We start from the raw sequence: 24,166 nt of genomic DNA on the forward strand, positions 1-24,166 counted from the left end.
CTTCCTATAAGGAATTTATGAGCTGACTTTAACCATAGCTGGACGAAGCACTTTATCTTTCAGCATGTAGCCTTTTTGGACTTCCTCAACGACGATACCTTCTTCGTACTCGTCGCTCTCCACTTGCATAATGGCTTGGTGGAATTCAGGATTGAACGGTTGTCCTACCGATTCCATAGCCGTCAGACCTTCATTATTCATCACGGTTTCCAATTGACGGAAAATCATTTGGATGCCCTTGGAGAAAGATTCGACCTCTGCTCCTTCCGGTACAGTAGCCATGGCGCGCTCGAAGTTATCAATAACCGGTACCAGTTCGGTGACCAGCTTCATCGAAGCGTATTTAGCCAATTCTTCTTTTTCCTTCTGAGTACGACGACGGAAGTTATCAAAATCAGCCTGTGCACGGACATAACGCTGTTGTTGCTCCTCAGCTTCTGCCTTCAAACGTGCAAGCTCATCCTGCTCCTGATCAGCCATCTCTTCAGCTTGTGCTTCTGCAGCGCCAGCTTCATTAATAGGCTCCTGCTCAGCTGCTGTTACCTCTTGTTCTTCTGTAAATGATTGCTCCTCTTTCAAGATGTTCACCTCCTTATACGAATGAAATGGTTCATTCCCGAATCTTATTTGAAACGATGTGTCAGCATCGCCGTCAAGTCACGGGATAGTGTATTTAGAATATGAATGACACGTGCATAATCCATCCGCGTGGGTCCTAGAATACCGATCGAACCCAAAGCCTCACCGTCCAATGAATAGGAAGCTGTAATCAGGCTGCAGTTGGCAAAGGCTTCATGATCATTCTCAGTGCCGATTCGCACTTGAATACCAGATCCACCCGGCACGGGCATCATCAATTTCATGAGTGTTGGTGTCTCTTCCAGCAGGTCAAGAATATCTTTTACCTTTTCGATATCTTTAAACTCCGGTTGAGTCAACATATTGGTGGCACCACTGAGGAACAGACGATTATCATGTTCGTTATCAAAGGCACTGTTCAGCACCTGCATAACTTCCTCATAACGTGTAATATGCCGTTCCATCTCTTGCCCAAGTTCGGTATAAAGACGGGATTTCAATTTGTAGATGGGTACGCCCACAAGCTTGGTATTTAACAAGCGAACCACATTTTCCATCTCGGCTACCGAGATTTCTGGTGGAATCTGAACCGTCTTGTTCTCCACCTGACCTGTATTGGTCACGATGATTGCCACAGCTTCACTCTCGTTCAGCGGAAGCAATTGAAAGTGACGTAAGGACGTATGGAATACTTCCGGTCCAAGCAGGATCGAAGTATAATTCGTCATATGTGACAAAATATTGGATGCATGCTGAATAACTTGCTCCATGACGTTCAACTTTTCAGCGAAGAACGACTTCAGATCATCCAACTCCTGAGGCTCCACTTGATTCCAAGGAACCAAATGATCGACATAATATCGATAGCCTTTATGGGATGGAATACGTCCAGCCGATGTATGCGGCTGTTCCAGAAAGCCCATATCTTCAAGGTCCGCCATTTCATTACGGATCGTCGCCGGACTGTATCCAACATCTCCCCTTTTGGAAATGCTCCGGGACCCTACGGGCTCAGCTGAACGGATATAGTCATCCACTATAGCGTTCAGAATCATTCGTTGACGCTCTGTTAACATGGTGAGTATTCCCTCCTTCTGACTGTACTGTCCCATGTCGTTAGCACTCCGGTTAGATGAGTGCTAAGCGGTAATACAAAAATACCAAACTGACGTGAACATTGTCAAGTGAGTTTGATGAGTGGGCTCATCTATTTATAGTATAGACCAATGTCGACGAGTCCTAACAACTTTATTGAACATACTTTGAAGTAAAAAAGGACTGCATGTAGGGCAGAGGTTGACTCGGCTCGATCCATGCAGTCCATTCAGTTATTAGGCTGAAACGTTAAGCTCTTTTAATACCGCGATCTCGTCACAACAATCCTGCTTGCTGCAATGAACACAGTCAGTCCATACTTTCTCGGGGAAAATCTCTTTTTCCACCACGGCAAAGCCGTTTTTGAGGAAGAAGGATACTTCATATGTCAACGCCATCACCTTAGGAATCTGTTGTTTCTCTGCTTCTTCTACCAGTCGGTCCAGCAATCGGGAGCCAATACCGAGCCCTTTGTGTCCTTCCGAGATACCGAGTGACCTGACTTCTACCAAATCATTCCCAAGACGACAAAGTGATCCGCAACCCACCACTTCACCATCAACTTCGGCTACAACAAAGTGCTCCAGCTGTCGGTGCAGTATTTCCCGTGATCGCGGAAGCATGATCCCACGCTCTGCATAGCCCTTAATCATTTCATACAGTGGTTCAACATCTTCCGGCACAGCTTTTCTGCATATTACCGACATCCTGCTCTCCTCCTATTACCAAGCTTTCCAGAGGAAAGCTGACTTCGTAGTTGTTAAATTAACACGCTCTGTAAAATCAATATGAATAAATATACAACAGAGCGTATAGAATTTCAAGCTATGAATTCAGCGATATGGACCCGATAAACTCCGCAAAAACGTCATTTCCGAACAGGATACCCTGCTCGCTCAGTCGGAAGCCGTCTGCCGTCCGCTCAAGCAACCCTGCGTTCAACATTTTGCCCAAAGGCTTCGCAAACACTTCTTCCATGGACTCTCCGAACTGTTCGCTAAAGCGTGAGGCCGAAGCTCCCTCCAACATTCGCAGTCCAACCATCAGATAATCTTCCATAGCTTCCGGGCGAGCAATCTCAAAATGATCCAGACGAGGCAGCCCTGCACGTGAAGCTTCAACATAAGGATTTATACCTTTAATATTCATATGCCGTTCGCGGCCCACATATCCATGTGCACCTGCACCCAAACCGTAGTAGTCCTCATTACGCCAGTAGGTAATATTGTGACGACTCTCAAAGCCCGGCTTGGCAAAGTTACTGATCTCGTATTGTCCATAACCTGCTTCTTTCATACGTCTCATTAATAGAAGATACATCTCCAGTTCATCATCTTCATGAGGAAGTGGTAACTGGTTCTTCTGATACAGTGTATGGAAAAGGGTATTCTCTTCCACTTTCAGGCTGTAAATGGAGTAATGCGGCAGATCCAGTTCCAGCGCTTTGTCGATACTTTCATTCAACATCTCTACAGTCTGGTTCGGCAACCCGAACATCAGGTCAATGGACAGATTAGTCAGTCCCGCTTTTCGAGCGTTCTCCAGACTCCGATATACATCATCCGTATTATGAATACGGCCAATGCCTGTCAGCAGATCATTCTGAAAAGCCTGCACGCCAAAGCTGACACGGTTGACGCCGCCTTCTTTCATTGCAGCGAGTTTCTCCGCATCTGTTGTTCCCGGGTTGGCTTCCATCGAAAATTCAATATCGTCCGCCCAATTGGGGAAATACGTCTTCACGGAACGAAGAAATACGGCCATCTCATCCGGTTTCAAAGCCGTTGGCGTACCCCCACCTACAAATATGGTCTTGATCTCACCCGGTGGATTGGCCTTGACTGTATGTTCCATCTCCCGTTCCAGCGCTTCGAGATATTGCATCACGGGCTGATCTTTCAGAACGTAGGAGTTAAAGTCGCAATAAAAACATTTATTCGTGCAAAAGGGAATGTGAAGATACACCGCTTGGGGCGCACCTGTCTTCCGGCTGTGTGCTGCCAATGTCATGGCAAGTCCCCCTCTATTTGAAAAAAGGAAAGCCATCCGGCTTCCCTTTCAGCTTAGTTATTTAATATTCTGTGTTGTAACCATGTTGCAAGCAAACGTCCTAATCTAATTTGAATACACACATTCTGTGCTGTACCCGAGACAAACTTTCGTTTATCCATTTATACGCAATTTATTGATGTACCAAATGGATTCACGTGACGTTTGCAAGCAAACGTCCTAATCATCAATTTTTAGTACCGCCATGAATGCCTCTTGCGGCACCTCAACGTTACCAACCTGCTTCATCCGCTTCTTACCTTCCTTCTGCTTCTCAAGCAGTTTCCGTTTCCGCGAGATGTCACCACCATAACACTTGGCAAGTACGTTTTTACGCATTGCTTTTACCGTCTCACGAGCAACAACCTTGGTACCTACAGATGCCTGAATTGGCACCTCGAACATTTGCCGTGGAATCAGCTCGCGCAGTTTCTCACAGACAATGCGTCCGCGATTATAGGCACGGTCACGGTGAACGATGAAGGACAGAGCATCCACCTGTTCGCCATTCAGTACAATATCCATTTTCGCCAGATTGGACTGACGGTAACCGGACAGTTCATAATCCAGGGATGCATATCCTTTGGTACCGGATTTCAACTGGTCGAAGAAGTCATATACAATCTCTGACAACGGAATCTCATAGGTAATGGTAACCCGGGTTGTGTCCAGATATTCCATATTTACATATTCACCGCGTTTAGTCTGACACAGCTCCATAATGGTACCTACATAATCATTCGGCACGATAATATCTGCCTTGACGTATGGTTCCTCGACGTAATCAATCCGTCCCACCTCAGGATAGTTGGATGGGTTGTCGATTTTCATCACTTCACCATTTGTTAAGGTGACGTGATAGATTACACTTGGTGCCGTTGTGATCAACGGAATGTTAAACTCCCGCTCGATCCGCTCCTGGATCACGTCCATGTGAAGCAGTCCAAGGAATCCGCAACGGAATCCAAAACCGAGAGCACTGGATGTTTCCGGTTCAAAGCTTAGAGACGCATCGTTCAACTGCAATTTCTCCAACGCTTCACGCAGATCAACATAGTCCGATGTTTCGATCGGATAGAGACCACAATACACCATTGGGTTAATTTTACGATAACCCGGCAAAGGTTCCGGTGTTGGATTTTTGGCATCCGTTACCGTATCCCCGACTTGTGTATCGCCAACATGCCGGATACCTGCAACGATAAATCCAACATCACCCACGTTCAGCTCGTCCACGATGGTCATGCGAGGTTTGAACGCTCCAACTTCAATGACTTCAAATGATTTACCTGTTGCCATCATTTTGATTTTGGAACCGGATTTGATTTTGCCGTCAACAACACGCACATATACGATTACACCTTTGTACGGGTCGTAGTGCGAGTCAAAAATCAGCGCTTTCAAAGGCTGGTCAGGATCACCAGTCGGTGCCGGAACACTTTTCACCACTTGTTCCAAAATTTCTTTGATTCCGATTCCTGATTTGGCCGAAGCCAAAACCGCATTACTTGTGTCCAAACCAATAACATCTTCCACTTCCTGCTTCACCCGTTCAGGATCAGCGCTCGGAAGGTCAATTTTGTTGATAACCGGTAAAATTTCAAGATTGTTATCCAATGCCAGATACACGTTGGCAAGTGTTTGGGCTTCAATTCCCTGAGCCGCATCCACAACCAGCAGAGCACCTTCACATGCAGCAAGACTGCGTGATACTTCATACGTGAAGTCTACGTGTCCCGGTGTATCAATCAGATTCAATAAATACTCTTCACCATCATCCGCTTTGTAAGTCAAGGCTACTGCTTGTAGCTTGATCGTTATTCCACGTTCACGTTCAAGGTCCATTTTATCCAGAACTTGTTCCTGCATTTCACGTGAAGTGAGCGCACCTGTGTGCTCCAAGATCCGGTCCGCAAGTGTTGATTTGCCGTGATCTATATGTGCAATAATAGAAAAGTTACGAATTTTACGTTGTCTTGCCCGAATGTCAGTCATTCCTTACCCCCAGAAACAGCCTAGTGTCAATCACTTCATTATAACAGTTGAAGCACAGTGCATCAATCCCGTGATGTCTCAACTTTATAATAAAGTGTCATCATGCACTCCCAGAGGTTATATTGTACCTTGAAATTATGGTATTTTATTCAGCAACACCGCTAAAAAGAGAGACCACCCACTTGATTCCACTGTGTGAGAGATTTTGCAATAGTCCAGCCGTTTTGTCTGCCAACACATCAACCGGAGCCTTATTTTGATCTGCCCCAAGCACTTGGCTTGGTGACTGAACAGGTACAAATGGTGGTTCTTTAATTTCCTTTTGGACAGGTGCAGTCGGAACAGATTCGGTCACCGATGAAGTTGGCTCAGTTGTCACAACGGTTGACGTGCCTCCTGATGGATTGCCCATATGAAAGTTGCTGCCAGCCAGCTGCATTCCAAACAGAATACCCAGCAACATTAATACAGCGATGGATAACAGTCTTTTACCGAATCTGGACATGTACATTGCCTCCTGTCACGCTCTACTATTTTTCTTTCTTACATATATGGTTCCTATCCACCCTGCGACGAAGTTTTGGCACTGGCTTTGTCCACCTTCTGATCTTCCCAATACACTTGGGCAATCATGTCTGCTAGAATCTTCGATGTCCGTTGGAGCTCAGCTCCTGTGTTGTCGATGCCACCAATCTCAATCAAAATGCTATTTGGTGAAAGGGTTTGGTTATACTCTCCATTGTTGGCTCCTCCGCCATCTTTGCCCCACACACCACGGGATACCCCAGGATACTTCGATTCCAGTTTCTTATGAATTTTCGCTGCAAAGGCTTCATTCTGCCGCCAATTTGGATTTTCATGTCCAATAATGAAATATACTTTGGCGTAGCCCAAGTCATTAATAGTGGTTGTTGTTTTGCCATGACGCTGTGAATCGCGATGAATGTCTATGAGATACGTCAGATCATCATTTTGAGCGAGTGCCGCTTTTACCGTTTGACGGGAGTATTTATAGGAATAGTTCCAGTTGTAGTCCTTAACTTTAGTGGGGTAATCATCCTTGGCGTGTTCTACGCCGATTCCCAGCTTCTTCAGACTGTCTGAGAGGTAGGTTCCCACTTGAAACACATTGCCTGTTGATTTGCCTGATGATGGATTATCACTTTTTGTACCTAGTAGTGGATTGTAGCCTTCACGTGGATGGGAATGATAGATAAGAATTGACTTTTTACCTGTTGTCGGTGAGCCTGAATTGTCTTTCTCACCATTCTTCGCTGGGGGATCCTCTTTACCTTGTCCATCTCCAGGCTCACTCGACTCAGGTGGATCCGTATTGTCCTGACCTGGTGGAACATGCAGCTCACTACCGGGTTTTCCTCCACCTGCAGAAGCCGTATCCGTAAGACCGGGACCTGGCTGATAATCTTCGGGAGCCTCGGCTTTTTCGTTACCAGATCCAGGACGGAGCAGAACAGGTTGGTTGGAACCCATGCCCGGCATTTCTCTCGCAATCAGGCTCTTCGGATCTTGAGGATTTACATTTGTTAGTAATTGGAAAACAAAAGAGGTGAGATTCTCACCGGATATGGCAGAGGTCTGTTCCTTCTGGGTGAGATGGGGCATCTCCATACCGAGCATATCGACAAAAAAGCGGCTTGATACGGCACTCGCAAATCCTTTCATGGAAGAAACGGGGGAATTATTCAAGCGTTTCTCTGCCATCCCCCCCAGACCCAGTACGACAAAAAACAAGGCAGATATGATCATAAGCAACAACAACGTACGGCCCATGGCCAGCACGTGCAGACATCTTTTTTTCCACTTCCCAATATTCCAGGCCAATATCTTGTTCATTCTGCTGTCTCCTTCCCTGCTGGACAACTCTTATACTTCAACTCTATGAGCCCGCCCAAATTGATAGAACAGGAAAATGAAAGATTCCAGAAACAAAAAAAAGAAAGTCCGATAGATTCGGACCTTCTTCTCAGCAGTTTTAGTTTTAATGTGTATAGGCGGCTACGTTATCCGGATTCACGGCATCATGGAGTGCGGCGTTAAGTCCTGTAGCGATAACATTGGCAATTCCCTCAATAAACTCATCGATTTCCTTTGGGGTAACAATGAGGTCATGACCCAGTGGCTCCAGTACCTCTTTGACCAGACTCAAGCGATCTTGCTCACCGATGTCGTCCAGCATACCCATGATCTGTTTGGTCTGATCCGTTTCCTGGCGGAAGTGTGAGCGCATCATCTCAATCACATTGTTCACAATGGTGGACGCATAACATACGGTTGGTACTCCGATGGCGATGCAAGGCACACCTAATATCTCACGGGTCAGGCCACGCCGTTTGTTTCCAATACCGGAACCAGGATGAATACCAATGTCCGCTACCTGAATCGTTGTATTTACACGTTCCAAGGAACGGGAGGCCAAGGCATCAATCGCAATAATGGCATCCGGCTTGGTCCGGTCTACAATTCCCTGTACGATGTCACTGGATTCAATGCCTGTTGTTCCTAACACGCCGGGAGCAATCGCGCTGACTTCCCGATACCCTGGCGCTACCTGATCTGGCACCAATTCGAAATACTGACGGGTTACCATCAGATTTTCCACAACAAGTGGACCGAGTGAATCCGGGGTGACATTTAAGTTGCCCAGGCCAACAATCAAGACCTTGGATGTTTTGTTGATTCCGGCCTTAACCATAAAATCTTCCATTTCACGTGTGAACTCGGCAGCAACTCGCTCCTGTAACTCGGTATCACCATTCCGGAGGGAAGGTACTTCCAAGGTGACATAGTGACCTTTCACCCGACCAATGGCCGTGGCTGCTTCTTCAGTCAGGACATCAATACGTGTAATCGTAATGCCCTCTTTTTTCTCCACATCTTCCCGCAGTCCGGGAATCGTCTGTTTCTGTCCACCTTGCGCCATTTCCTTGGAGTCGATCGCCAAATCGGTACGAACTGTATAGTTTTGCAAATCCAGTGTCATTCTGTCCCTGCCTCCCTTACCGCATTTGAGCATATTGTGTGGGAAAAAGGGTTTCTTTATACAGCATGTCGAACATCGTAGGAATATCTGTTGCATTTTACATGCTAGCGTGATAGAATATTTTAAGTTGTGAAACGTTTGTATTCATGCAAATGCCTTACAGGAGGTGAATGTAATGCCAAACATCAAATCCGCTGTTAAACGCGTAAAAACGAGCGACAAGCGCCGCGCACTCAACGCTTCCCAGAAGTCTGCACTCCGTACAGCTGTTAAAGCTGCTGATGCTGCTCTGGTAAGTAACGAAGTTGATACTGCAAAAGCTGCGATTCAAGCTGCTTCCAAAAAGCTGGACAAGGCTGTAACTAAAGGTCTGGTTCATAAAAATGCTGCAGCACGCAAAAAGTCTCGCTTGGCGAAAAAACTGAACGCTCTTTCCGCACAAGCGTAAGAAGCGTTACTTATACGATCCAATGGAAAAATCCTGAACAGCATAGGCTTTCAGGATTTTTTAGTATCTGATTCGATAAGTATAAGACACAGACAAAGCGACCTTTATTCCGATGATCTAACCATCATGGAGCAAAGGTCGCTTTGTTTGTTATTCACACTAGTAATCTATTACGGTTACTTATCCATTCATGCACCAAGTCTCAATAAGAACAGCTCCAGACCAAGCACTTTATCCACCGCTCCTGTTTTCATCTGGTAATCCAGCTCGCTGAGGTGACTCAGAATCATTCTCAGACGTTCCGGCTGAAATTTGCGGGCTTGCTCACCTGCAATCTTAACAGCATACGGATGCAGACCTAGCTGACTGGCAATCTGCTGCTGGGAGTAACTTTGTTGTCCCAACTCTTTCACCTGGATCATGATCCGAAACTGACGAGCGATTAAAGCCGCAATTTTAATCGGTTCTTCCCGCTGCTTCAGCAACTCATAGAAAAGAGCCAATGCTTTCTCCAGTCGCAAATTTGCGAGTTCCTCCACTAGTGAAAATACATTCTGCTCTGTACTGCGGGCAACCAGTGACTCGATATCAGCACGCTTGATTGTCCCCCCATTACCCGCAAACAAACATAACTTATCTACTTCAGCAGACAGGGTCTGAAGACCTGTTCCTGCATAGCTGATCAACGTTTCCGCCGCTCCCGTCTCCAAGGAAACATCCCGCTGCTTCGCCAGTTTCACTATCCAATTCAATAACTCTTCTCCACTGAGTGGAGCAAAAGCAAGAACGACTGCCTGTTTCTTGACAGCTTTCACCAGTTTCTTACGCTCATCCAGCTTATCCCCTTGGGCCAGGAAAACAATCGTACTGTAATCTGCCGGATTTTCCATATATGTAAGCAGACGATCAACCTGATGTTCAATCTTGGATTCTTTACCTGCGGTGAACAGGCTCGCATCCCTTACAATAATTAATTTGCGTGGAACCAGAAAAGGTACAGTCTCCGCTTCTTCAATAACGACCTCCACAGCCGTTTCAGACAAATCATATGGAATAATCGCAAAATCACGATGTTCTTCTTCAATAACCTGCTCTTTTAACATATCCGTAAATTGCTGTATCTGGTACTTCTCCGTTCCGTACAGCACATAGATCGGTGCCGTTTCTCCATTACGTATTGCCTTTGTTGCACTTTTTACATCCATTCACGGCGCCTCCTTATCCCTCTTATCCTACCAGAAAACATGCAAGACAACAAAGGGACCTTACATCCAGTTATGGATGAAGGTCCCCTGTCCTACATCTATATAAACGCAGACACCAGCAGTTCTAGAAAAAGCCGGAGCGCGGTCATACGACGTCAGTTGTTTGAACTGAGATAGGACGTTTTGTTACTCCACTATATGCTTGTCATACTGAAAATGTTCTTTCGTTGAGAGGAGCGCACTCCCCAATTTTAATTATTTCGAAGAAGCTCCACCTGAAACAGCAGGCACATTAAACGAGTTCTTCGCCGTTGTTCCGTCCTTGTCCGTTTCGTAATTAAATAGGGTACCATCCTTCGACCAACTCGCTGACTTCAGTGTCCCATCTATACTGCGTTGTTCAACCAAATTTAGAACATCCGGTTCGCTCGCAGGTTTGGAGTATATGCTGATTTGATCACCAATAAGCATAACTACATAAGAGCCGTCAGGGGATTTCCATTCTTTTGGTGCTGCCGTTGTTGTCATTTCCTGATCCTGTCCTGCTGCAAAACCTTTGTTTCCTCCAGAAGCGTCTGCACCTGCACTTGAATCAGGTACAGTGTTACCTTCAACCGGAACATCTTCAGTCATATTAGGTGTTGTATCCTGAGAAGTGAAGGATTGCGCATCTCCATTTTCCGTTTCTGTTATTCCATTCTCTTCGCCATCTGCAGAAGATTTAGGAGAATCTCCTGATCCCTGAATTCTCTGCTCAGAATCTTGGTTCTGAACCTGATTATTCTGATTATCCGTCCAAGGAGTTCTGGACGAATTATCCTGCGGCCCTTTATTCGGAGCAGGCGTTGATTCTGTAGCCGGTTGTTTAGGTGTCGGATCTGACTGAACTTCAGGCTCCTGTACCCCATCTCCACCGTTCTCTTCAGGAATTGTTTCTACGTCTTGGTTATCTGGTTTAGTTGGTGAAACATTCGATTGATCCACAAACACATCATTGCTGCTTGGTTGGGACGAAGGGGCAGGATCATAATTTTCAATATTCTTGCTTAATGAATTCTCATCCAAATTGCCGCCCTCTTGAGAAGCTCCAGAGCTCATTAGCATGGAATCGGCATTCTCAATCTGTTCAGGCGGATTCCCCCAGATGGCGAATCCCAATATAACTGCCGCAGCCGCTGCACCCATGGACATACGTCCCGCCATCGAGTTAAGCCATTTTTGCTTCGTTTTCCGCTCACTTGAACGTTGTAAATTCTCAAATGTAGCGGGGACAGGATTCATTTCCTGTATGGTGCTACTTTGTTCCTTCCGCGCTTCGTCAATGGCATCAAGTTGTGGCATAATCGCATCAACCAGACTAAATTTCGGGCTTACTTGCGGTAATTCTTCCAGTTCTCTGGAAAGAGCTCTGAGTAAACTAAAATTCTCGGCGCACTCCGGACACTTTGCCACATGCTGTAGCATCTGCGCGGTTTCCGCCTCGCCCAGATCATGATCCAGATAGCGGTGCATCCATTCCACCACCTCTTCGCATTTCATCCTGTCACACCACCTTTCTGATATTCCTGTAGTAGATTCTGTAACTGCTGTCTGGCTCTAAATAAATAAGATTTCACCGTATTCAACGGAAGATCGAGACAATCCGCAATTTCATTGTAGGATAAGTCCTGCAAATATCTTAGAACAATAACGGTACGATGGTGCTCGGGAAGCTTGTTGATCGCATCCTGAATGTCCTGGGCCACATATGTAGACATGACCTCGTACTCCACATCCTGATTATCCTGAAAAACCATGTCATGTTCGTCAATGGAGACGGACGGCTTGGTTCTTCTGAATTTATCAATACAGATGTTCGTGACGATGCGTTGTACCCATGTTTTGAATTGGGCCTTTTCTTCGTATGAATTGATTTTGGTGTAAATTCGGATCAACGCTTCCTGAGCAGCATCCAAAGCGTCCTGTTCATTATTTAAAATGTAATATGCGGTCCGATAGACATGTTGTTCAATCTCCCGCAATAGGGTAATTAGAGCGTCGCGATCGCCCGATTGAGCGGCTCTGATGAGTTCCGGCTCTACCACAAAGGATCCCCCTCTCCCTGCAACCTTACAGACGTGATCATCAATAAAATTGTTGCAAAGTTAAGTATTTTTTTAATTTGCCATAACAAAATAACGGCGTATGTATTAGGGCCGCTGAAATCTTCTCTTAGAATAACAGAAATTGCATAACGAGTCACCAAACGTATCCAAAAACGATTCCATTACTTACACGACTCAATTCAAATGCAATGGCATACATTATAGATAAGCACTTTTTTGGTTCCTAAAATAAAAAAAGTCGAAATTTGTCCAAATTTAAGCTGATTTTAATGCAATTTTCATGAAAATAGTGTATTGTAAATTTACATTCATAAACACGAGGTGATGAGCATGCCAGCTCTTGCGAAAATTCAAGCTTTAAAAGAACAAATGCCCAAAGAATACCAAAGTATTTCCCACTTTGTGGAACATGCATTGGAGTCCATTGATACTCTGGTCGAGGAACATCGGAAGTACGTAGCTGCACAGGCATTATACGGCGATAAAATCGTTGGATCGGAAGAACGCTTGTACAGAGAAACCGTACTTGATGTCAGAGCACAGCTGTTGATGACTCTTGAGAAAACGGTAGAAGATCTGTTGCACAAGGGAGATAAACACTGGAACAAACACTTTAAGGACGGCGTTGAATAGTTCTTATATCTCTTCTACAATTTGAAAAAATGGCCCGTTTTCCGATATTCTCCCTCGTGGAGTGTAACGGAAAGCGGGCTTTTTTTGTGCTGTGCTGTAACCTGCAATCAAATGAAGTGATGAATTGGTATATTCATCAGTAAATCGCCATCAGTTTGCCATTGAGAAACCCTAAAGCTCTTATGCCTGCTGAGCTGCCATACACCCAAACTTCGATTTTGCCTTTTGAACTCGTTTCATACGTAATGTTCGATGGATCTCCCCATGCAAGGCGCACCTGAGTTATGTTCATTCCTAGAGCTACCTCTCCAGCAATGATTTTATTCCAAGTGGACTTGGACCAATTGTATTTCTTATACGGATCAGAAGAGAAGAATTGGTTGGAATCGGCAAGCATCTCCGTCACACTGGAAGGTGTACCTCCTGCGTAAGCGGAAACGGTTTTCCCTTTTGCATTACGGAAGACAATAGAGTAACTTCGATCAGCGTATTTAATCTTCTCAATTTTGATATCTGATACGGTCACTTTACTGAAACGTTGCCCTAAACTCGTATCACTGTTGATCCAGTAAGACTTGCCAATGAAGCGAGCAAGATTCCCCAACTCTTTTTTCTTAATCAGTGCAAGTGTATCCTTCGATTCCACCAGGATAGAAGAATTCCCAACCAGCACCTTGGCCTGCTTTAGCTCAGCATCCCATCGAACCTGAATACCCGCAGCCTGTCTTAACAAGTCCGCAGGAAATACAGTTTGTCCTCCAATGGTTTGTACTTTCCCTTTCAACTTCAGCTCTTTGTTGTTTAATCGCGCAACAGCACTTCCCTTTTGCAAAGTAATACTGTCATCTCCAAATTGAATTTCAAAAGATGAGCCCTTCACATCAATTGTGGCTCCCAATGTTTTGAACACCGACTGTACTGGCAAGTATACATTTCCATCCAGCAATGTGGCGCCTGATAACTTTTGCTCTGAATCAACGTTCAGTTGAAGACTTGAAGCCAAATCTCCTATCTTCAAAGTCACTTTGGTTGTTCCCATGCCCGTAACCTTCAGTTTGGCTCCTGCCTGAATCTGTGCAACTTGGGGCTGCTCCACTATAATTTCTTCAGGCAATGGCGCACGTTTGTTTTTGAATCCATTACTATAATTCTCCTGAACGGTAAGGGTAATCGTATCCCCAATATTAGCGTCCTTGGAAGATGCCGCAAGTGTCACTTGATTTAACGCAGGAGCTGATAGAGGAGCTAACTTTCCATTATCATATGTAGCCCATGATCCATCCTGTAACTGTGCATATAGTTCATCCAGATTAGGCGCATACACCATCCGCGATACGTTACTTAAACCCGGCAGTTGCTCACCCTTATATTTGGCAGTTCGATCGTAGCTCCAGACGGTTCCATCCTGTTTCACCGTGAGCAGTTTATGCGTACTCCCCCACCAAATCAAAGATTGCACATTATTTGCAACCGTGATGTAGTCATCCTCATATAGCATACTTACGATCACTACCGAGCCATCATTTTTTAGCACTGCTGCGTAAACACCATTTGTTGCAATTGCTTTACCATCAGGTACATTTCCAGCTTTACGTATTTTGTTGTATTTGTCATAATATATATCTCCTGATGAAGATAATGCAGTATAAGAAGAATCTCTCCCAGAACTATCCCGATAAGAATCCGCATCGATAATCGATTCCAAAACCTTAGCCTGATCATCAAAATTATAAAGGTTTCCATCCTGAAGCTGAACCCATCCATGGCCATATACCTTAATCACACCATTGAATTGTTTCGTTACTGGTTTATGCGCATTGTCCTTATCCCACCGAATCACTTGGCCATCGGCAGTCCACCCAAAGATGAAATGGTTGTCAGATTTTGAAATACCATGGATTGGATTTTTAGTTATCGGTTTGATCGCAGGACAGTCCTCCGCTTTGGCATCATCTGGATCGGGTAACTCCATCACTTCAGTTCTTGACCGGAATGACTATTTGCTGGACGATGGTACACTTTGGTCTAAAGGGATCATAAGTGGAGTATGGACACAAAATAGAAAACTGATTGGGCTATCGCTTTTCTAATCCATTTCACTCTAAACTTCTGAGTTGCATTACAGTTCCTTTTACTTTGTGTCATTTCTACAAGTTCCATTTTCTTGATCCCCTCATTATTATGTATAGTGCTAGTGCTACGATCACTAAGTATCTCTATCCCTACTCGAAGGTGGGCCTAACTATTATTCGGTAAAAATAACCATAATCCTGCAACAAAAATTACTGAACACTAATAACAAACACAACTAATGCCATATTTTTACATAAATCCAACAAACCAAATACAAATGATTGCATTTAATAATCTAAAATAGAAAATATATTACAAACTAAATAGAGCGTGCAACCGTAACAAAACTATAAATGGATATGCGGGAGATTAAATGAATCTAATCATATTTTTCAAATACTTCTTGGGATTCTTTCTACTCAGTAGTGTGTTATTGATTGCATTTAATATGATAATCTGGCATAAAAGTTGGGATCAAATTGATCATATACTAAACTTATTCAGTGCAACTATAATTAGCTTGCCGATTAGTATCTCAAAAGCAAGAGAGTGAGAGTAGTTCCTCCCTAGTCAACTATACTAACTGACAGCCAAACTATCCTCATAACGCATAAAGATTGAAATGTGTTATTATCATGAAATTCAGAAAGAAGTCGTTCGCAACGGAACGACTTCTTTCTGTTATTGATTAACCAAGTACTACTTTCTCAATATCCCTCACTCATTCTTTCTCAGCCTGTGTATGCTAAAATATAGTAAGTCCCTAAGTCTATCAGTTGTTGAATATAGTTATTCAAGATGGAGGTCAATATACGAATGACAAAAACCCATAGAATCAATAGGCCGCGCGGAAAAATACTTGCAGCTGTACTAACTGCAGTGTTCATTTCACTTGCAATGGGGATATATCACTATGTCCCTATAGATGAAAGATTAGAGAATACTTACTATTATTCATTCGGGTATCAATTTGCGGTTGGATTATTGATTAACCTCGCTATTTTACTTTTCTTACTTACGCCACTTTCTATATTGGTGGATGGATTACGTTTATACAGAAAAAAAGATAATACGTATATGAGATTGCTTGTTGCAATCGTTGCATATGGTCTATTAGGCTTCATAGGTGGGATCATCTACTCGATATTTACACTTAACTTCAATACTTTTTCTGCTCAAACTATCCACATTGTTCTATGTTCTCTTGTCTTTTTAACCTTCCAGTTGGTATTAAATCGGAGTTTTCTTCACTCATCTTCACACCGATAAATAGATCGCGTGCCGTCATAACCGTTTTATAAACACTTCAACCTGGTTATTATGCAGCCTTGTAAAATCGTCACTCAACCCCGACCAACTTGTACCGGATAGCAATCTCCCCATCTTTCACCCTCATCTGAACCTCGCCCATCTGATCTGTCCGATAAATATCTGACCCGGCAGCTTCCAGACGTTCCATCACTCCCGGATTGGGATGCCCATATGTATTGTTAACTCCTGCAGATATCACGGCGGTTCTGGCATTCCAGTATTGGAGCCAGGCTTCGGTTGACGACGTTTTACTCCCATGATGAGCGACCTTTAGAACGTCAATGGATACAGATGCTGAAGCATCATTTAAATTACCTTGCAACGGGCGTGTAAGTACCCTTTGTACAACCCCCTCTGTAACTCCAATATCTGCACCTTTCTGTTCAAACTGGGCAGCCAACGAGCCATCCTGAATCATATAGAGCAGGTCCTGTTCGGCTGCTGCATCCATATCCCCAGTGAACAACATGGAAGTGCCAGCCATGTCCAGCAAAAAAACAACGGAATCATGATTCTGGTGTTCAGACACAGGCAAACTGCCCGATACATTTACATCCATATGTGCCAGATCTGGAGCTATAAAATGTAAACTTGTCTCCTTATCAACCTTATAGGACATGCCCTGCCGAATGGCGTACAGAGGAATCTTCCGTTCCATGGCTGTATTCAGCAGCTTATCAAAGTTATCCTTACCGCTGGTCGTGCCATTAAACATGAAACGTTTAACTGGAATCTGTTCCAGCACAGCCTGTAGTCCTCCGGCATGATCTTGGTCAGCATGCGTGACAATGACAGCATCCAGTTGATGGATGCCTCTTTTTTTCAATAGAGGAACAACCACCTTAGCCCCCACCTCATACGGATCACGTCTTGTTTTCCATGATTGTTCGGTGTTCCCAAAACTAACCGTTCCCCCGCCATCCACCAGAATGTGTTTGCCTTCCGGGGTTGTAATCAATGTGCTGTCTCCTTGTCCAATATCCAAAAACTGCACGATGCCGGTTCCGGCAGGCTTGGGAGTCTGATATGCCCACCACAATCCAGCAATAAAGCTGATTGCGAGCAACCCGCACAACCATTGCTGAGCTTTACTCATTCGTTCACTTGAATAATAACCCGCACCTCGTGCGGTAAATGCACTTGTATATTCCGGCCAGGCAATACTGGCTCCTAATGTCGTTAATGAAGATTCTTTTCCATCTACACGGTTCTTACCTTGATCCTGTGCCACCACCGTAGACACTGAAGAGCGAATGCCCATATTCGTCATTGAAACTGAAGGTTGTCCCCTCACAAGAGGAGCCGTCTCTTCCTCAACAAACGCTGTTTCTTGCTGCTCACCATTGCCACGATGCAACAGGTAGAGTAAGGTATACAACACAGCATAATATGCGGCAATCCATAACAAGGGCGGTGTTGCCCAGATCAACACAAAACCTGGCAGACTGTTCATCCACTCCACGCTTACAAATGTCAGTTGATTCAATTGCATCGCAATCCATGCGAGAGGTTTCGCCAAGGGGACCCATATGAATGACAATAACATGGCGACCGTCCCCAGAGGTAATACAATAGCACTGATCAAAGAAACCAACAGAAAGTTAGCTACAAATGAAAGTAGTGAGAACTGGTTGAAATACAAAATGGTTACTGGGAACGAAATCAGCTGAGCGGTCACGGTAACGGATGCCGTTGCAGCCAGAGACTTCGGCCAGCTGCTGAACAGCCGGTTAATCAATGGCATGTATATCATCAGACCTGCGGTAACGAGAAAGGATAACTGGAAGCTCACACTTAGCAAAAAGTACGGGTCCCACCACATCATCAGCAATGCTGCTGCACTGATCATCTGAAGACCGTCTCTGGCGAGGCCACGGCGTGCCATGTACAACCCAATCATGGACATAATTCCTGCCCGAATCACCGAAGGTGAACCTCCGGATAACAGTACATAAGCTGGCACCAGGATCAGAACAATCGTGAGTGCCGTCTCTCTGGTAAGCCTTAGCCAAGATAGAATGAGAAGCAACGAAGCAACATATACAGCGACATGGGTTCCGGAGATTGCCAGGATATGCGTTAGACCGAGTTGTGAAAACTGACCATAGGTACCTGGATCGATATCAGTAGCCATCCCGATAATCAGGCCCTTCATATATCCAGCATGAGGCTCTGGAAATAACAGCTCAACCGCCGAGCCCAACTTATGCCTAGTCCAATCCGTCCACCGTAGTACGTTATATTGTCCAAGTCCCTCAGGAGCAACTACTGTGACCGAACTGGCTCCCTTCACTTTGAACAACCAGTGGATATGCAGGGTGCGCAAGTAACTGCGATAATCAAACCCGCCAAAGTTCCTGGCTTCACCAGGAAGGACAAAAGAACCATGAAGCGTGATTGCATCGCCCCTCTTCCAACCTGCTGCTACCTGTTGTTCTTCTTCCTCCAACAGTCTGACTTGTACCATCAATTGTTCATCTATGTTGAATGCAGATGCTGCTGCCAGATCTGTATCTGCTGATGAATCCGATAAGGGCAATATTGCAGACATCTGAATCTTAAAGTCAGCCCGATCTCCATCAATGCGTACATCTGACACCAGCTCACCCTGAATTTCAGCTGACCATCCGTCCAACTCATAAGCTGCGATATGCAGGGTCTCCGGCAGACTGCTATGATTGCGTGAGTCATTCCACTCCCAATGTGCAGCGCCTCCAATAAAGGCAGCGAGTAAAAATAAAACAGACCATCCACGCACATCTATAAAACGAAGTAAAAGTGGCAGACATGCCAGAGCTCCAATTAACCCCCAGATTAATGTCCAGCCTGTTAACGCGCATGCTATTACGCTCCCGCACATCCAACAAATCGTAAAACTTAATAACGGTCTGCCTTTCATTTCTACCCCTCCTTCATTTCACCCGTTAAACGCAGAAAAACCCCCGGGAAGCCGATTCAGGCTTACCGGAGGTTCTCCCTCACGTATTCGATCATTTTTACATTAATTGCTCACGGTCATCATCGTTTCCCGCGGGGGCTGGTAATTCTCCAGCCTGCGAAACGTTATTCCCTTCTGTTCCATCATATTTGTAACCTTGCCGGTATCTTTAGGATAAGAACGATGAAACACGATTTCTGTAATCCCACTATTCGCCAACATATTGGCACATGTCCAGCACGGTTCGTCAGTCACATACACAGACGAGCCTTCGCGGTCGATTCGATCTGTGAATAAAAGCAAATTTTGCTCCGCATGAATTGTGCGAATGCATCGTTGTTTTTTCACCATTTCTTCTTGCCCATCGGTCACGACCAACTCATACTCTTCCGATATCATGCAACCTGCTTCAGAACAATCCGGGACGCCGGTGGGTGCACCATTATAGGCTGTTCCCAGCAGTTTCTTTCCCTGAACAAGAACGGCACCCACATGACGACGCGAACAGCGGGAACGGGTGGAAACCATATACGCGATGTCCATAAAATACGTATCCCAGTCCTTGCGTACCTCTGTACTCATGCTGCTTTCCTCCCGCTTAATACAATTTATATTTTATATTTTACCGGATCTGCACATACGGCGCCATCTTCTCCAGCATCTTCATCCCGATTCCTTTGACCTTTGTCAGATCACTGACTTTTACAAAAGGACCATGTGTATTCCGATAGTCCACAATAGCTTGAGCTTTCTTCTCCCCAATTCCGGGAAGCTCAATAAGCTTGGAGACAGGAGCGGTATTCACATCAATCTTGCCATTGTCGCCAGCTTCCTCACGAACTACAGGTGGATTACTGCTTGATGCCGTCTCCGAAGTAACCGAAGGATCAGAATTCGTACCCTGTGTAACTGGTTCAATCGAATTCGAGGTGTCCGGTGGATTATCATTCGTCTGACTTGTAGTTTGAACAACTGAATCACCTTCAACCCCAACGCTCGCAAGCTCTTTAGACTCATCTGCCTTTGCATCATTTCCAGTCTGCAGCCCACTTGCCTCGGTTCCCGAAGAAGATGCTCCTGTATTGCCCTGAACCGAATTAGCCGACAGTACAGCAGGGAGTTCCTGCTCTATCGTCGGCTTCTCGGTGCCGAGCTGCAAGGGTTCCCAGCCACTAGGTGGTTGTTCACTTTTGCCCGACCATAATATTAGTATACTTCCAACCACCGCAGCAGCAATGGTCATCCCTTTGTTCCATCTCATTCTTCCACACCTCTCCCTGAATTCAAAATCATTCATTTCGAACACGGGCGGTGCTTCCGAACCGTTGTACTTTCCTGATGAAACAAGTTGTGCATTTTTCATGTCATGTGAAACAGGTCCTCACGCATAGAATAGAGGGAATGAACTGCGCCAGTACCGTAAAGCATGAAAGGAGGCCTGAAACAATGAAGGTTGGATTTATCGGAACCGGCAGCATGGGCAGCCTGCTAATCTATGCCCTGATCCAATCGGGTGCACTTGAGCCCCGGCAGATCGCCGCCAGCAATCGAACCCCGTCCAAAGTACGTCAGTTATCCCTCCGTTACCCCGGTCTGCATGAATCCCAGAGCAATCGGGAAACGGTGATCCGAAGCAACATCATCTTCCTGTGCGTGAAGCCGCTTGAATTCAAACATGTTATTGACGACATCCTGCCTGTCGTGAATCCCAATCATATAATTGTCTCGATCACCAGTCCCGTGCAGCTGCGACATCTGGAATCTTCACTTCCTTGCAAAGTCTCCAAGGTAATTCCCAGTGTCACACACCAAGTCGGCAGTGGAGCGTCACTCTGCATACACGGCGAACGAATGACCAGTGAAGACCGCGCTGTGTTAGAAAGTCTGCTTAGTCATATAGGCAGGCCGTACCAGGTGGATGAAGCCTGTACACGAATTACATCCGACTTCTCCAGCTGCGGACCTGCATTCATATCGTTCTTTTTGGAACAGTGGATCGAAAGTGCCGTGAAGCTGACAGGCATCAAAAGGGCAGATGCCTGCGCTCTGGCTGGCGAAATGCTCCTGGGAACAGGCAAGCTGCTCACCGAAGGAGGATACACCCCGCAAGAGCTTCAGGCTCGTGTCGCTGTACCTGGCGGTATTACCGCTCAGGCACTTGCACTGCTGAAGGTAAGTCTCGACGGTGTTTTCGACAGCCTGATCCACACGACACATGACAAATATGATGAAGATTTGTTAAAGCTGGATGAACTATTCCGAGCCGGTGAGATTAACCGGCAACAATATTAACGAGTTTGCCTGGAACGGCAATGACCTTGCGAATGGTCTTGCCTTCCAGTGCCTGCTTAACAGGTGCCAGCTCCATCGTGAAGTCCTGCATACCCTGTGCATCCAGATCCTTCGCGATCGTAGCACGAGTTACGATTTTACCGTTTACCTGAACAACGATTTCTACTTCAGCATCCACTGTCATGGACTCATCATATTCAGGCCAAGCCACGTAAGAGATTCCACCTTCATGACCCAAACGGCTCCACAGTTCCTCTGCCATATGCGGTGCCAGTGGTGACAACAGCTGCACAAATTTCTCCATCGCTTCACGAGGCAGTGTGTCCGCTTTGTATGCATCGTTGATGAAAATCATCAGCTGGCTGATGGATGTGTTGAAGCGCAGATGTTCCAGATCTTCCGTAACTTTTTTGATCGTTTTGTGAGCAGTCCGTTTGAACTCATCCGTTCCACCGTCCACTGTAATCTTGTCATTGATGGCTCCTGTGTCTTCGTTAATGAAGAGACGCCATACACGTGACAGGAAGCGGTGCATGCCTTCAACCCCGTTTGCATTCCACGGTTTGGTCGCTTCCAATGGTCCCATGAACATCTCGTACAGACGCAATGTATCTGCACCGAATTCATTCACGATTTCATCCGGGTTAATGACATTACCACGGGATTTACTCATTTTCTCATTATTAGTACCCAGGATCATACCTTGGTTCACCAGTTTGTGGAAAGGTTCTTTGGTCTCCACAACACCCAGATCATACAGCACTTTGTGCCAGAAACGAGCGTACAGCAAGTGAAGTACCGCGTGCTCTGCTCCGCCAATGTACAGGTCAACTGGCAGCCACTGCTGCTGTTTCTCCTTGGAGATCAGTTCCTTGTCATTGTGCGGATCGATAAAGCGCAGGTAATACCAGCAGCTACCCGCCCATTGTGGCATGGTGTTGGTCTCACGACGTGCCTTCATTCCCGTTTCCGGATCTACCGTATTCACCCACTCCGTAACATTCGCCAGTGGTGATTCTCCTGTACCCGAAGGTTTGATCTGATCGATATCAGGCAGCAGCAGTGGAAGTTGATCCTCCGGTACGGTCTTCATCGTTCCGTCTTCCAGATGCAGAATCGGGATTGGCTCACCCCAGTAACGCTGACGGCTGAACAGCCAATCACGCAGACGATAGGTTACTTTCCCTTGTCCTTTACCGTTCTCTTCCAACCAAGCAATCATCTTGGCAACCGCTTCTTCATTATTCAGTCCGTTCAAGAAATCGGAATTCACATGCGCGCCATCACCGGAATAAGCCTCTTGTGTAACATCTCCACCTTGAATAACTTCGATGATATCCAGACCAAACTGCTTCGCAAATTCCCAGTCACGTGCATCATGACCCGGAACAGCCATAACCGCACCTGTACCGTAACCTGCAAGAACGTAATCAGCAATCCAGATCGGCAGTTTTGCACCATTAACGGGATTGATTGCATAAGCGCCAGTGAAAACACCTGTTTTGTCTTTCGCCAAATCTGTACGTTCCAGATCACTTTTACGAGAAGCCTGCTCCTGATAAGCCTGAATCGCTTCACGTTGGTCATCGGTTGTAATTGCTTCTACCAGTTCATGTTCAGGAGCAAGTACTGCAAAGCTCGCACCGAACAATGTGTCCGCACGGGTAGTGAACACCTTGATGACTTCCTCGCGACCCTCAATGGCAAATACAACTTCCGCACCTGTCGATTTACCGATCCAGTTGCGCTGCATATCCTTGATGCTTTCAGACCAATCCAGCTCTTCCAGGTCTTCCAGCAGACGCTCTGCATACTCGGTAATTCTCAGAACCCATTGACGCATCGGTTTGCGTACAACTGGATGTCCACCACGTTCACTCTTGCCATCAATAACTTCTTCATTAGCAAGTACCGTTCCAAGGGCTTCACACCAGTTAACTGCAACTTCATCCACATAAGCCAGGCCTTTATTGTACAGCTGGATAAAGATCCATTGTGTCCATTTATAATATTCAGGGTCCGTTGTGCTGATCTCACGATCCCAGTCATAGGAGAAACCAAGCGATTTGATCTGGCGACGGAAATTGTCAATATTACGGAATGTAATATCTCGTGGATGTTCACCTGTATCCAGTGCATGCTGCTCAGCAGGCAGACCGAAAGCGTCCCAACCCATTGGGTGCAATACATTGTAACCGCGCATACGTTTGTAACGGGAAACGATATCCGTTGCCGTATATCCTTCCGGGTGGCCTACGTGCAGACCTGAACCGGATGGATAAGGGAACATATCCAGTGCATAAAATTTCGGTTTAGCAGGGTCCTCACCCGTTTTAAACGTTTTATTTGCATCCCAGTATTGCTGCCAACTTTTTTCCATAACTTGTGGCTGATAGCCGTGTTTCGGCTGGTTATTCTCACTCATCTATTGTTCCTCCTTCA

The 24,166-nt window shown here is 45.6% G+C and carries 19 protein-coding genes; 3 read left to right on the top strand and 16 right to left on the bottom strand.

Annotated features, from left to right (window positions below):
* Window positions 1–15 precede the first annotated feature (15 nt).
* From grpE to gpr, 8 genes are all read right to left on the bottom strand, one after another.
* The gene (grpE, locus tag MHB85_RS22305) at window positions 16–579 is read right to left on the bottom strand and encodes a nucleotide exchange factor GrpE (RefSeq protein WP_076211668.1); all 564 of its coding nucleotides are present in this window, start codon (window positions 577–579) and stop codon (window positions 16–18) included.
* Window positions 580–623: 44 nt separating this feature from the next.
* Window positions 624–1,655, bottom strand: a complete 1,032-nt coding sequence (hrcA, locus tag MHB85_RS22310; RefSeq protein ID WP_036615092.1) for a heat-inducible transcriptional repressor HrcA — start codon at window positions 1,653–1,655, stop codon at window positions 624–626.
* A gap of 255 nt (window positions 1,656–1,910) precedes the next feature.
* Window positions 1,911–2,381 (bottom strand): N-acetyltransferase, encoded by a 471-nt coding sequence (locus MHB85_RS22315; RefSeq protein WP_017687214.1) that lies wholly within the window; start codon window positions 2,379–2,381, stop codon window positions 1,911–1,913.
* A gap of 118 nt (window positions 2,382–2,499) precedes the next feature.
* Complete coding sequence (gene hemW, locus MHB85_RS22320) at window positions 2,500–3,684, bottom strand: radical SAM family heme chaperone HemW (RefSeq protein WP_091013944.1); 1,185 nt, start codon at window positions 3,682–3,684, stop codon at window positions 2,500–2,502.
* A 219-nt stretch (window positions 3,685–3,903) separates the two neighbouring features.
* A complete protein-coding gene (lepA, locus tag MHB85_RS22325; protein WP_036615097.1) occupies window positions 3,904–5,718 on the bottom strand; it encodes a translation elongation factor 4 in 1,815 nt (604 codons plus the stop codon).
* A gap of 145 nt (window positions 5,719–5,863) precedes the next feature.
* Window positions 5,864–6,223: a hypothetical protein gene (locus MHB85_RS22330; RefSeq protein ID WP_091013942.1), complete on the bottom strand. Its 360-nt coding sequence runs from the start codon at window positions 6,221–6,223 to the stop codon at window positions 5,864–5,866.
* Between the two features lie 53 nt (window positions 6,224–6,276).
* Complete coding sequence (locus MHB85_RS22335; RefSeq protein WP_091013939.1) at window positions 6,277–7,572, bottom strand: stage II sporulation protein P; 1,296 nt, start codon at window positions 7,570–7,572, stop codon at window positions 6,277–6,279.
* 145 nt (window positions 7,573–7,717) lie between these two features.
* On the bottom strand, window positions 7,718–8,719 hold the full coding sequence (gpr, locus tag MHB85_RS22340; RefSeq protein WP_091013937.1) for a GPR endopeptidase: 1,002 nt from the start codon (window positions 8,717–8,719) through the stop codon (window positions 7,718–7,720).
* 175 nt (window positions 8,720–8,894) lie between these two features.
* On the opposite strand from gpr, the gene rpsT reads away from it, so the two are divergent.
* A complete protein-coding gene (rpsT, locus tag MHB85_RS22345; protein WP_024628504.1) occupies window positions 8,895–9,167 on the top strand; it encodes a 30S ribosomal protein S20 in 273 nt (90 codons plus the stop codon).
* Window positions 9,168–9,355: 188 nt separating this feature from the next.
* On the opposite strand, the gene holA is transcribed toward rpsT, so the two are convergent.
* From holA to MHB85_RS22360, 3 genes are all read right to left on the bottom strand, one after another.
* A complete protein-coding gene (gene holA, locus MHB85_RS22350) occupies window positions 9,356–10,372 on the bottom strand; it encodes a DNA polymerase III subunit delta (RefSeq protein ID WP_036668560.1) in 1,017 nt (338 codons plus the stop codon).
* A 255-nt stretch (window positions 10,373–10,627) separates the two neighbouring features.
* A complete protein-coding gene (locus MHB85_RS22355; protein WP_341073707.1) occupies window positions 10,628–11,911 on the bottom strand; it encodes an anti-sigma factor family protein in 1,284 nt (427 codons plus the stop codon).
* On the bottom strand, window positions 11,908–12,456 hold the full coding sequence (locus tag MHB85_RS22360) for an RNA polymerase sigma factor (RefSeq protein WP_017687205.1): 549 nt from the start codon (window positions 12,454–12,456) through the stop codon (window positions 11,908–11,910). The genes MHB85_RS22355 and MHB85_RS22360 overlap by 4 nt, the downstream gene beginning before the upstream one ends.
* A 351-nt stretch (window positions 12,457–12,807) precedes the next feature.
* On the opposite strand from MHB85_RS22360, the gene MHB85_RS22365 reads away from it, so the two are divergent.
* Entirely contained in the window at window positions 12,808–13,110 is a 303-nt protein-coding gene (locus MHB85_RS22365) for a hypothetical protein (protein WP_062835531.1), read from the top strand.
* 136 nt (window positions 13,111–13,246) lie between these two features.
* Here the strand turns inward: MHB85_RS22365 and MHB85_RS22370 are convergent, their stop codons facing one another.
* The 4 genes from MHB85_RS22370 to MHB85_RS22385 all read right to left on the bottom strand — a co-directional run bounded on the left by MHB85_RS22370 (window position 13,247) and on the right by MHB85_RS22385 (window position 20,693).
* Window positions 13,247–15,082: a copper amine oxidase N-terminal domain-containing protein gene (locus MHB85_RS22370; RefSeq protein WP_341073709.1), complete on the bottom strand. Its 1,836-nt coding sequence runs from the start codon at window positions 15,080–15,082 to the stop codon at window positions 13,247–13,249.
* Window positions 15,083–16,522: 1,440 nt separating this feature from the next.
* Window positions 16,523–19,393 (bottom strand): ComEC/Rec2 family competence protein, encoded by a 2,871-nt coding sequence (locus MHB85_RS22375; RefSeq protein ID WP_341073710.1) that lies wholly within the window; start codon window positions 19,391–19,393, stop codon window positions 16,523–16,525.
* A 102-nt stretch (window positions 19,394–19,495) separates the two neighbouring features.
* Window positions 19,496–20,014, bottom strand: coding sequence for a deoxycytidylate deaminase (locus MHB85_RS22380; protein WP_017687196.1), 519 nt, complete (start codon window positions 20,012–20,014; stop codon window positions 19,496–19,498).
* A 40-nt stretch (window positions 20,015–20,054) separates the two neighbouring features.
* Window positions 20,055–20,693 carry a ComEA family DNA-binding protein gene (locus MHB85_RS22385; RefSeq protein WP_341073711.1) on the bottom strand — a complete coding sequence of 213 codons (639 nt, stop codon included), beginning with the start codon at window positions 20,691–20,693 and terminating at the stop codon, window positions 20,055–20,057.
* A 185-nt stretch (window positions 20,694–20,878) separates the two neighbouring features.
* Between MHB85_RS22385 and comER the strand changes: the two genes are divergently transcribed.
* Window positions 20,879–21,724: a late competence protein ComER gene (gene comER / locus MHB85_RS22390; protein ID WP_036615122.1), complete on the top strand. Its 846-nt coding sequence runs from the start codon at window positions 20,879–20,881 to the stop codon at window positions 21,722–21,724.
* Here comER and leuS read toward each other — a convergent pair.
* Window positions 21,705–24,149 (bottom strand): leucine--tRNA ligase, encoded by a 2,445-nt coding sequence (gene leuS / locus MHB85_RS22395; RefSeq protein WP_074095915.1) that lies wholly within the window; start codon window positions 24,147–24,149, stop codon window positions 21,705–21,707. The two genes, comER and leuS, sit on opposite strands and share 20 nt — an antisense overlap.
* Between the last annotated feature and the right edge of the window lie 17 nt (window positions 24,150–24,166).

It is taken from the genome of Paenibacillus sp. FSL K6-4396, from assembly GCF_038002525.1.
In the GTDB taxonomy this organism is placed as follows: Bacteria; Bacillota; Bacilli; order Paenibacillales; family Paenibacillaceae; genus Paenibacillus; species Paenibacillus amylolyticus_B.